7 protein-coding genes are annotated in these 7,747 nt (G+C 70.3%); 3 read left to right on the top strand and 4 right to left on the bottom strand.

The genetic code is table 11. The annotated features are described in order from the left end of the window. Positions 1 to 904: 904 nt before the first annotated feature. From HJG44_RS13950 to HJG44_RS13940, 3 genes are all read left to right on the top strand, one after another. Positions 905 to 1,219, top strand: coding sequence for an integration host factor subunit alpha (locus tag HJG44_RS13950; RefSeq protein WP_171218933.1), 315 nt, complete (start codon positions 905 to 907; stop codon positions 1,217 to 1,219). A 22-nt stretch (positions 1,220 to 1,241) separates the two neighbouring features. Beyond that, the gene (locus HJG44_RS13945) at positions 1,242 to 1,754 is read left to right on the top strand and encodes a MerR family transcriptional regulator (RefSeq protein WP_171218932.1); all 513 of its coding nucleotides are present in this window, start codon (positions 1,242 to 1,244) and stop codon (positions 1,752 to 1,754) included. 218 nt (positions 1,755 to 1,972) lie between these two features. Further along, positions 1,973 to 2,677, top strand: coding sequence for a L,D-transpeptidase (locus tag HJG44_RS13940; RefSeq protein WP_171218931.1), 705 nt, complete (start codon positions 1,973 to 1,975; stop codon positions 2,675 to 2,677). A 113-nt stretch (positions 2,678 to 2,790) separates the two neighbouring features. On the opposite strand, the gene HJG44_RS13935 is transcribed toward HJG44_RS13940, so the two are convergent. From HJG44_RS13935 to HJG44_RS13920, 4 genes are all read right to left on the bottom strand, one after another. Further along, complete coding sequence (locus HJG44_RS13935; protein WP_171218930.1) at positions 2,791 to 4,461, bottom strand: thiamine pyrophosphate-binding protein; 1,671 nt, start codon at positions 4,459 to 4,461, stop codon at positions 2,791 to 2,793. Positions 4,462 to 4,606: 145 nt separating this feature from the next. Then, complete coding sequence (locus HJG44_RS13930; RefSeq protein WP_171218929.1) at positions 4,607 to 4,837, bottom strand: hypothetical protein; 231 nt, start codon at positions 4,835 to 4,837, stop codon at positions 4,607 to 4,609. A gap of 163 nt (positions 4,838 to 5,000) precedes the next feature. Further along, entirely contained in the window at positions 5,001 to 6,395 is a 1,395-nt protein-coding gene (locus tag HJG44_RS13925; RefSeq protein ID WP_171218928.1) for an amidase, read from the bottom strand. Between the two features lie 40 nt (positions 6,396 to 6,435). Further along, on the bottom strand, positions 6,436 to 7,743 hold the full coding sequence (locus HJG44_RS13920; RefSeq protein ID WP_171218927.1) for a TRAP transporter large permease: 1,308 nt from the start codon (positions 7,741 to 7,743) through the stop codon (positions 6,436 to 6,438). Positions 7,744 to 7,747: the final 4 nt, after the last annotated feature.

Below are 7,747 nucleotides of genomic sequence, written 5' to 3'. Positions count from 1 at the left end.
CGGCTCCCCGAGTGCGGGTTCGCGAAACCCGCCCGCAGGCGCCGCATCCTCCTCCGCTTCCACGACGCCTCGCGAGAGCGCCCCTCGGCGAAGAGGACGAAGCCGATCTAGACTATATTCCTAACAATGTCAAGCCGCATGTCATCCCCGGCGCCTGCGCAGCAGGCGGGAAGGGGATCCAGACAACCTACCGCCGCGTGTCCCCCTGGATTCCCTTCCCCTTCGCAGCGCTGTCGCGCCGCTCCGGCCGGGAATGACAGTTGCGCGTGTCATCCCCGGCGCCTGCGCAGCAGGCGGGAAGGGGATCCAGGAAACCTACCCGCTGCGCGACGCCCCTGGATTCCCTTCCCCTTCGCAGCGCTGACGCGCTGCTCCGGCCGGGAATGACAGTGGAGGCGGTCCGGTGTCATCCCCGGCGGCCCGCAGGGCCGGGAAGGGGATCCAGACAACTCGCCGGTGTGCGACGCCTCTGGATTCCCTTCCCCTCCGGCGGCTCCGCCGCCTCCGGCCGGGAATGACAGTTGCGCGTGTCATCCCCGGCGCCTGCGCAGCAGGCGGGAAGGGCGGCTCCACCGTCATCCCCGGCGGCCCGCAGGGCCGGGAAGGGGATCCAGACAATCTCGCACCGCGGGAAACACCCCTGATGTCCCGTCCCCTCCGGCGGCTCCGCCGCCTCCGGCCGGGAATGACAATGGGGCTTGTCATCCCGGCGGGCGCGTAGCGCCCGGGAAGGGGACCAGAGAACTTGAGCGCCACACCCTTCCCCTGGATGCCCGTTCCCCTCCGCAGCGCTGCTCCGGCCAGGAATGACGGCGGAGACGATTGACCGCCCATTCCCGACGGAATAGCTGTAGCGCTTCAGATAGATAGTCAGATTCCTTTCAGCGACGATCCGGGGGGACGAATGGCGGGTCGGACGATCACGCGGGCCGATCTCAGCGAGGCCGTGTACCAGAAGCTCGGCCTGTCCCGGACCGAATCGGCGGCGCTCGTCGAGAAGGTCCTGGACGAGATCTGCGACGGGCTCGCCCGGGGCGAGACGGTGAAGCTCTCCTCCTTCGGGTCCTTCCTGGTCCGCAGCAAGGGGCAGCGGGTCGGCCGCAACCCGAAGACCGGGGTCGAGGTGCCGATCGAGCCGCGGCGCGTCATGGTGTTCAAACCCTCGAACGTGCTCAAGGCGCGGATCAACGGCGGAAACGGCGCCGCATCCGACGCGTGAGGCCGCAGCAGAACGCGCCGCCATGCAGAAGAGCCCCGACGCGTTCCGGACCATCAGCGAGGTCGCAGCCGACCTCGACATCCCCCAGCATGTCCTCCGCTTCTGGGAGACGCGGTTCTCGCCCATAAGGCCGCTGAAGCGGGGCGGCGGGCGTCGCTACTACCGCCCCGACGACGTCGACCTGCTGAAGGGCATCCGCCACCTGCTCTACGGCCAGGGCTATACGATCAAGGGCGTCCAGCGGATCCTGAAGGAGGACGGGCTCCGCTTCGTCCAGGCGATCGGCCGGGGCGAGCAGGTCGTTGCGGTGGCGCGGCCGGACAGCCAGCCCGACGACGGGCCCGAGCTCGGCGATTTCGAGGCGGCGGAGCTCAAGAGCGACCCCGGGCGGCCGCAGGCGGTCGCGCGCGAGGCGGCGGATCCGGAGGAGCCGGCGCATCCCCGGCTCGCGGCCGAGGACGTCGCGGCGCTCCAGGCGGCGCTGGACGAGCTCCTCGAATGCGAGCGGATCCTGGGAACGCTTCGCCGCGACTAAGGTGCCCGGGCGCCGCGGCCCGGTCCGCTTGCCGCCGAAGGCGCACGCGCCGTCGGTCTCACGGATGCGGAATGACCTGCCGTTTCCCTCCCCCGGCGAAGCGCCCGAGTTGCCGAACCGGCCGTCCAGCGGCAGTGTCGGCGCCGCAACACAATGTTCAGCGGGTATATGCCAGTGTCCCCTCTCGTCGGGCACCACGGCAGCGGAAAGACCAGGTCATGATCATGGACAGCGGAAAGCCCGATGCCGGCGATGCGGCGTCGCTGGGACGGCGGCCGGGTCTCCTTGGCCGCCGCTCGTTCCTGGTCGGCTCCGCCGCCGCGGGTGTCGGCGCGCTGGGGCTGGCCGGCTGCCAGACGACCGACGGCATGAGCTTCGCCGAGGCGTCGAAGCTCTACGGGCCGGTGCCCGAGGAGAAGTTCCCGATCCCGGCGGTCGACATCAGCAAGGTCGACCCGAAATACTACCGGCGAACGGTGGCCTACGAGACCAAGGAAGCGCCCGGCACGATCATCGTCGATCCGGCCAACTACTACGTCTACCGCATCGAGGAAGGCGGATCGGCCACCCGCTACGGCGCCAATGTCGGCCGCGACGGGTTCCGCTGGAGCGGGGACGCCTATGTCGGCCGGAAATCCGAATGGGCGACCTGGACGCCGCCGAGAGAGATGATCAAGCGCCAGCCCGAGGCGGCCAAATGGGCCCGCGGCATGCCGGGCGGGCTCGACAACCCGCTCGGCGCCCGCACGCTGCATCTCTACCAGAACGGCGCCTATACGCTCTACACGATCTACGCCTCGAGCGACCCCGAATCGATCGGCAGCGGCATCACCAGCGGCTGCGTGGGCCTCCTCAGCCAGGACATGATCCACCTCTACAACCGGACGCCGGTCAAGACGAAGGTGGTCGTCCTGCCGGCCTGAGGAATCGGCTTTTTGCCTCAGGCCTTGCTGGAGGCCGACGAAGCAGCGGGCGAGCCGCCTTCCTTCTCCCCTTGCGGGAGAAGAAGGCGCACACAGGTCGCGCGAGCGGCCTGCTACCGCGCCCCCGTTCCCCTGATCTCGCTCAGCGTGCGGTCCGGCGTGATCGCCTCCGGATCGACGAGGCAATGGATGATGGCGGGCTGGCCCGAGGCGAGCGCCCGTTCGAAGGCGGGCGCGAAATCCTCCGTGCGCTCGACGCGCTCGCCGTGGCCCCCGAAGGCGCGGGCATAGGCCGCGAAATCGGGGTTCACCAGCTTCGTGGCCGAGACCCGGCCCGGATAGTCGCGCTCCTGATGCATGCGGATCGTGCCGTACATGCCGTTGTCGACCACCACGACGACGACCGCGATCCCGTACTGGACCGCGGTCGCGAATTCCTGGCCGTTCATCAGGAAGTCGCCGTCGCCCGCGAAGCAGACCACCGTGCGGTCAGGGAAGATGCGCTTCGCCATGATGGCGGCCGGCGGGCCGTAGCCCATCGAGCCGCTGGTCGGGGAGAGCTGGGTGCGCCGGCCGGTCATCCGCATGAAGCGGTGGACCCAGACGGCGAAGTTGCCGGCGCCATTGGCGACGACGGCGTCCTCCGGCAGCCGGTCGCGCAGCCAGACCATCGCCTCCCCGTACTGGAAGGCGCCGGGCCCTTTCTTCGGCGTCTCGGTGCGCTCCAGGTAGTCGGCATGCGCCTCCGCGGTGCTCTGCAGCCAGGGGATCCGGCTCGGCGGCTCGAGCCGCCGCACGGATTCCGCGAAGGCCGCGGGCGAGGCCTCGATGGCGAGCGCGGGCTGGTAGACGCGGCCGAGCTCGGAGGCGTCCGGATAGACATGGACGAGCCGCTGGCGCGGGCTCGGGATGTCGAAGAGCGTGTAGGAGGAGGACGGCATCTCCGACATGCGCCCGCCGACGAGGAGCACGAGGTCGGCCCCCTTCACCCGCTCCGTCATCTTCGGCCCGGGATTGATCCCGACATCGCCGGCATAGTTCGGATGATCCGCCGGAAAGAGCTGCGCGCGCCGGAACGAGGTCGCGACGGGTAGGCCGAACCGCTCGGAGAACTCCACCATCCCGGCGCGCGCCGCCTCGCTCCAGCGCGAGCCGCCGAGGATGACGAGCGGCCTTCGGGCTTCCCCGAGCATGCGGCCGAGCTCGTCCACCGCCTGCGGGGCGGGCCAGGGCTCGACGGGCTGGACGCGCGGCGCGTCCTCGACGACGGCCGTGTCGAGCAGCATGTCCTCCGGCAGCGCGACGACGACCGGGCCCGGCCGGCCCTGGGTGGCGACCCGGAACGCCCGCGCCACGATCTCGGGGATGCGCTCGACCTGGTCGATCTCGGTCGCCCATTTCGCCACCGGGCCGAAGGCGGCGCGGTAATCCAGCTCCTGGAAGGCCTCGCGCTCGCGCATGGAGCGGTCGACCTGCCCGACGAAGACGATGAGCGGCGTCGAATCCTGCCTGGCGATGTGGATGCCGGGGCTCGCGTTGGTGGCGCCCGGGCCGCGCGTGACGAACAGGATGCCGGGCCGGCCGGTGAGCTTGCCGTAGGCTTCGGCCATCATGGCCGCCCCGCCCTCGTTGCGGCACACGAGCACGTCGATCTTCGCGTCGTGGAGGGCGTCGAGCACGGCGAGGTAGCTCTCGCCGGGCACGCAGGTCGCCCGGTCCACGCCCTGCGCAAGGAGCTGATCCACCAGGATCCGCCCGCCCGTCCGTGCCTGGCCTGAACTCATCCCGATCCGCTCCTCCGCCCTGGACTCCAGGCGGAGCGCGCCGGGTCCGGTGATCAGGCGGAGGCTGTAGCGGGGGCGGCCCCGCAAGGCCAGAGGCGGCGCGCCCCCGGCCCGGCCCCGTGCGGGCCCCGGCGCTCTCCCGCCGTCAGGACCTCTGGTAGCCGCACTGGTTCGTCTTGCCCCAGCAGCCGGTGCTCATGCAGTCGCTCTTGCGCCCGTCGCAGGTGCGGTTGCACTGCGTGCTGTTGCGGTAGTTCCTCACGCATTCCTCTCGGCAGACCTGGTCGCGGCCGCTGCAGGTCCGCCCCTGCGCAGAGGCGGGCAAGGGCGCGAGAAGCGCCGACAGGACGAGAGCCGAGAGCGCAGCCTTGACCATCTTTCCCCTCCCCTTCCGGCCGGACGGAGCCCGGCGCCGCGAGTGGATGGCCAGGCACGCCCGAGGGCAATGCTCTCTTTAGGGGAGGCGGAGCGATCGCCCCGGCGAGCAAGAGGTAGCACCGGGCGGAACCGCCCGGGCCTCCCGCCGGCGCCGGCCCGGCTCACTCCGGCGGACGCCGGAGATGCCAGTCGGTCGCCGCCTGATAGGCCCAGCCGATCCGAAGGGCGGTGGCCTCGTCATAGGACCGGCAGACGATCTGCAGCGAGGTGGGAAGGCCGCCGCTCCCGACGCCGTTGGGCAGCGCCACGGCGCAGAGGTCCAGGAAGTTGCCGAAGCGCGTGTAATGGGCCGGCGCCTTGGTCTGGTCCACCTCGTCGAGCGGCAGCGCCGTCGTCATCGTCGTGGGCGTCAGCAAGGCGTCGATGCCCGCCATCGCCAAGCCGAAAGCCTCCTTCATCGCCTCCCGCTGCTGCAGCGCCTCGAGATAGGCCTGCGCCGTCAGGCTCCGGCCCGCCGCGATGCGCGGGCGGACATGCGGGTCGAGCGGCGCATTCTCGTCGTCGATCAGCTCGCGCAGGATCGCATAGCTCTCCGCCGCCATGATGCGAAGGTTCAGCGCGGCAACATCTGCGAAGCCGAAGGGCAGCCTGGCCTCGACGATCTCGGCGCCGAGCCGCTCGAGCTCGAGCAGCGACGCATCGTAGGCGGCCAGGACCTCCGCAGTCGCAAAGCTGCGCTCGGCCTCCGGCATGCGCGCGAGGCGCAGGCCCCTGACGCCGCGCTTCAAGGTCGGCAGCGGGTCGGCCTCGGGCACCCGCAGGGTCCGCGGGTCCAGCGGATCCGGTCCCTGCATGGCCATGTAGAGCAGCGCCGCATCCTCCACGTCGCGGGTCATCGGGCCGGGCGTGTCGAGCGTCGGAGAGAGCGGCAGCACGCCGTGCGTGCTGATCCGGCCGATCGTCGTCTTCAGCGAGGTGATCCCGCACCAGGAGGCCGGCATCCGCACCGAGCCGCCCGTATCGGTGCCGAGCGCCCAGGGCGCCATCCCGGCCGCGACCGCGACGCCCGAGCCGCTGCTCGAGCCGCCCGGCGTCCGCGGGCGCTCGAGGTCCCACGGGTTCCAGGGCGTGCCGAGGCGCGAATTGGTGCCCCACCCGCCCATCGCGAACTCGACCGTATGCGTCTTCCCGAGCACGATCATGCCCTGGGCGATGAGGCGCCGGGCGAGCGTGGCGGTCCGCTTGGCCCTGCGCTCCCGCCACGCCGCCGTGCCGCCGGTGACGATCCGGCCCTCGAGCTCGACCAGGTCCTTCAGGGCGACCGGTATCCCGTGCAGCGGCCCGACCGCATGCCCGGACCGGATGGCGAGTTCGGCCGCCTGGGCGGCCTGACGCGCCTCCGCCGAATACACCTCGACGAAGGCCTGGAGCTTCGGCTCGCGGGCCGCGATGCGGCCGAGATAGGCTTCGGTCAGCTCCACCGGAGACAGGCGGCGCGCCATGATCTCCTGCGAGAGCTGATGGACGGGCAGGAAGATCGGATCGGTCGACGTCATTACGGGCCCTTGTGGAAACGCATCTCTCGGCCGCGAGCGGTCAGGTCGCGGAGAACATGGTGCGGGGCAGCCAGGTCACGATCCCCGGAAAGATCGTGATGAGGAGGATGCCCAGGCACAGCACGAAGAAGAACGGCAACACCGCCCGGGCGACGCGCAGGATGTCGTAGCCGGTGAGCCCCTGGACGACAAACAGGTTGAACCCGACCGGCGGGGTGATCTGCGCGATCTCGACCACGAGCACGATGAAGATGCCGAACCAGATCAGGTCGATCCCCGCGGCTTCGACCATCGGCATGATGACCGCCGTCGTCAGCACCACCATCGAGATCCCGTCCAGGAAGCAGCCGAGGATCAGGAACAGGATGGTGAGCGAGAAGATGAGGCCGTATGGCGAGAGCCCGAGCGTCCCGATCCAGCTCGCCAATGCGCGCGGGATGCCGGCATAGCCCATCACGACGGACAGGAAGGCGGCGGCCGCGATGATGAAGCCGATCATGCAGGAGGTGCGGGTGGCGCCGTAGAGGCTCTCCTTGAAGTTCTCCCAGCTCAGGCTGCCGGAGAAGAGCGCCACCAGGAGCGAGCCGACGACGCCGAGCGTCGCGGCCTCCGTCGCGGTCGCGATGCCGGTATAGATCGAGCCGATGACGGCCATGATCAGGAGCACGGTCGGAAGGAGGAGGCGCAGCCGCTTGAGCCGCTCGCGCATGGGCAGGTCCGGCTCCGGCGGAGGCATCTTGTCCCGGTTCAGCAGCGCCCAGATCATGATGTAGCCCATGAAGAGCGCCATCATCAGCAGGCCCGGGAGGACCCCGGCCAGGAACAGGCGGGCGATCGAGACGTTCGCCGAGACGCCGTACACGATCATGATGATCGAGGGCGGGATCAGGAGGCCGAGCGTGCCCGAGGCCGCGAGCGAGCCGATGCTCGTGGCTTCGTGATAGCCGCGCCGCCGCAGCTCCGGCAGCGACATCTGCCCGACCGTCGCGGCCGTAGCCGCCGACGAGCCGCTGACGGCCGCGAAGATCCCGCAGCCGATGACGTTGACGTGCATCAGGCGGCCCGGGAGGCGGGTCGTCCAGGGCGCGAGGCCGTTGAAGAGGTCGTCCGCGAGCTTCGTCCGGAACAGGATTTCGCCCATCCAGACGAAGAGAGGCAGCGCGGTCAGCGTCCAGCTGCTGACCGCGCCCCAGATCGAGGAGGGCATCACCAGCTCGATCGGCGCGTCGGCGAACAGCAGCATCCCGAGAAGCGCCACGCCGATCAGCGACACCGCCACCCACAGGCCCGAGGCCAGGAGCAGCAGGAGCGCGAGGGCGAGGATGGGGCTGTAGAGAAGCGGATCCATGCTC

This window comes from Enterovirga aerilata, assembly GCF_013044135.1.
Classification (GTDB): domain Bacteria; phylum Pseudomonadota; class Alphaproteobacteria; order Rhizobiales; family Beijerinckiaceae; genus Enterovirga; species Enterovirga aerilata.
Note: the sequence above shows the minus strand (reverse complement) of the source record. Positions and strands in the feature narration are given on the sequence as shown.

Bases quoted from the DNA above. Each gene is read 5' to 3' on its own strand.
- HJG44_RS13950 (WP_171218933.1), top strand. From the start codon at position 905: ATGGCGGGTCGGACGATCACGCGGGCCGATCTCAGCGAGGCCGTGTAC.
- HJG44_RS13945 (WP_171218932.1), top strand. From the start codon at position 1,242: ATGCAGAAGAGCCCCGACGCGTTCCGGACCATCAGCGAGGTCGCAGCC.
- HJG44_RS13940 (WP_171218931.1), top strand. From the start codon at position 1,973: ATGATCATGGACAGCGGAAAGCCCGATGCCGGCGATGCGGCGTCGCTG.
- HJG44_RS13935 (WP_171218930.1), bottom strand. From the start codon at position 4,461: ATGAGTTCAGGCCAGGCACGGACGGGCGGGCGGATCCTGGTGGATCAG.
- HJG44_RS13930 (WP_171218929.1), bottom strand. From the start codon at position 4,837: ATGGTCAAGGCTGCGCTCTCGGCTCTCGTCCTGTCGGCGCTTCTCGCG.
- HJG44_RS13925 (WP_171218928.1), bottom strand. From the start codon at position 6,395: ATGACGTCGACCGATCCGATCTTCCTGCCCGTCCATCAGCTCTCGCAG.
- HJG44_RS13920 (WP_171218927.1), bottom strand. From the start codon at position 7,743: ATGGATCCGCTTCTCTACAGCCCCATCCTCGCCCTCGCGCTCCTGCTG.